The 2,795-nt window shown below is 31.4% G+C and carries 2 protein-coding genes; both read right to left on the minus strand.

The window, feature by feature from the left end; translation table 11 throughout:
- Positions 1-133: 133 nt before the first annotated feature.
- Entirely contained in the window at positions 134-1,711 is a 1,578-nt protein-coding gene (gene nadB, locus U9R42_02895; GenBank protein ID MEA3494963.1) for an L-aspartate oxidase, read from the minus strand.
- Between the two features lie 92 nt (positions 1,712-1,803).
- Complete coding sequence (gene nadA, locus U9R42_02900) at positions 1,804-2,709, minus strand: quinolinate synthase NadA (protein MEA3494964.1); 906 nt, start codon at positions 2,707-2,709, stop codon at positions 1,804-1,806.
- Positions 2,710-2,795: the final 86 nt, after the last annotated feature.

Consider the following 2,795-nt stretch of genomic DNA (forward strand, 5'->3'; position numbering starts at 1 on the left):
TTTTTTATTTGCCACTAAGTCACGAAGGCACAAAGAAACACTAAGCTTTTCTTATGGTGTTTTCTTAGAGCCTTAGAGTAGCTATTTCTTTCTTGTTATTAAAACACACAAAGATTTTTTTGATATAATTATTTTATTTGTTGTCAATGTTGTAATGCAATCCTTTGTTTTCTTTTCTTGAATAAGCTGATTTTGTGATAAGATAGCCAATAGTAATCAAATTTCTTAATTCGGATATTTGGGGCGAAAGAATTTCCATATTGTAAAGATTCTCTGTTTCTTCATAAAGCAAATATAACCTTTTCAGAGCTTCTTCCAATTGCTTGTTTGTTTTAACAATATTTACGTAGCTCGTCATAAGATTTTGAAGCTCTTTTAACTTATGATTAATTAAAATATTTTCTTTAGGAGAAACAGAACCCACTGAATTCCATTCGGGAATATTGTTTCTAAACTCAATATTATCAATATTTTTTATGGTATCTTCAAAAGCATTATTAGAAAAAACCAAAGCTTCTAACAATGAATTTGAAGCCAAGCGATTTGCACCGTGAAGGTCTGTAGAGGCACATTCACCTATTGCATAAAAATTTGAAATAGATGTTTTTCCGAATTTATCAGTTTTTATTCCACCGCAAGAATAGTGTGCAGTAGGTACAATCGGAATCATTTTTTGAGAAGGGTTAATTCCGATATCAAGACATTTTTTATAAATTTTCGGAAATCTTTCTTTAAACTTTTCTTCTTCAATATGACGGCAATCCAAACAAACATGGTCAAGTCCATTTTTTTTCATTTCCAAATCAATGGCACGAGCAACAATATCACGAGGAGCAAGGGATTCTCTTTTGTCATATTTATTCATAAAATTTTCATCGGAAGGGCTTTTGATAATTCCTCCAAAACCACGTACCGCCTCAGATATCAAAAAAGAAGGTCTCTCACCCGGATTATACAAAGCGGTTGGATGAAACTGAATAAATTCCATGTTATCAATTACTGCTCCTGCTCTGTATGCTACTGCAATTCCATCTCCTGTAGCAATAAATGGATTTGTGGTATTGAAGTAAACCTGACCTAACCCACCTGTAGCAAAAACTGTTACTTTTGAAATGATTTTTGATATTTGTAAATTCTTTTGATTCATTACGTAAATGCCATAACAATCAATTTTTTCACTACCTTTAGGCAACTGAATTCCTAAGTGATGCTGTGTTAACAGGTCAATAACAAAATGATAATTCAGAACACTAATGTTTTTAGAGGAATAAACTTTTTTTAAGAGTTTTTTTTCTATTTCCAATCCTGTAATATCTTTGTGATGCAATACTCTTGATGCTGAATGACCTCCTTCTTTTCCTAATTCGTACTCACCGTTTTTGTTTTTGTCAAATTCAGTTCCCCATAAAATTATTTCTTTTACCCGTTCAGGTCCGTCTTTTATTACCATCTCAACAATTTCTCTGTTAGATAGCTCACTACCTGCTTCCATGGTATCTTGAATATGCTTTTCGTATGAATCTTTTAGAAAATCGGATACAACGGCTACACCACCCTGAGCATATTTTGTGTTTGTTTCATCATCATCGGCTTTGGTAATAAGGCATATTTTTGCTTCACTATTATTCTTTGTAAAATATTCCGACAACTTTAATGAATACGATAGTCCTGCAATTCCAGAACCTACAATAACTGCTTCAAAATATTGCATCTATTCAGTTTTTGTTAAATAAAAATATCACTACATACAAAGGTCAAAGGTAATAATTGTTTTCAAAAGGATGAAAACAGAACCTCCCTTTTTTAAGAGAGTTCCAGCATTTTGTCAATTGCTTTTTTTGCTCCTTTGGCAACATCATTAGGAACATTTATCTCATATTCAAATTTTGTAAGTGCTCTTTCAACCAAAAAGAGATTTGTCATTTTCATATATGAACAAATATTACAGAAAGAATGGAATTTTTTTTCAGGCATTTCTCTTTGTAATCTCTCTGCCATTCCACATTCAGTAACCATTATAAATTCATTAGCATCAGATTCTTTTGCAGCAGTTATCATTCCTCCTGTTCCACGTACAAAATCAGAATTTTTTAGAACATCCATTGGTGATTCGGGATGAGAAAGAACCTTTGCTTTTGGGTATATTTTTTTAAAATCTTTTAACATTTCTCCATTGAAAGCATGATGAATGTAACAATATGCTTGATATGGAATAATTTTTTTATCCGTTTTTGTTTGAACATATTCAGCAAGATGAATATCAGGCAAAAAAATTATCTCATCATTCGGAAGTGAATTTACCATTTTTCCAGCGTTAGCAGATGTGCAAATAATATCACTCAATGCTTTTACGTCTGCATTAGTATTAATGTAACAAACAACTCCTGCATTAGGATGTTCGTCTTTTAATTTTTGCAAACCTTCAACATCACTCATGTCTGCCATTGAGCAAGTTGCCTCAAGGTTTGGCAAAAGTACTTTCTTCTCGGGGTTTAAAATTTTTGCTGTTTCAGCCATGAATTTTACTCCGCAAAAAACGATTATTTCTTCTTTAACTTCAGTTGCTTTTCGGGCAAGTTCCAATGAATCTCCAACAAAATCTGCAATATCATAAATCTCAGGATTTTGATAATTATGAACTAAAATTATTGCATTTTTTTCTTTCTTTAGTTTCTTGATTCGTTGGATTATAACATCTTTCTGTTCCATAATGAAATATGATAATATTTTGTAGGCTACAAATTTATTATTCTTTTTAAAACTTTATACTTTATTTTTAAAAACAAATGTTTTAC

The organism is Bacteroidota bacterium, assembly GCA_034723125.1.
GTDB lineage: Bacteria > Bacteroidota > Bacteroidia > CAILMK01 > JAAYUY01 > JAYEOP01.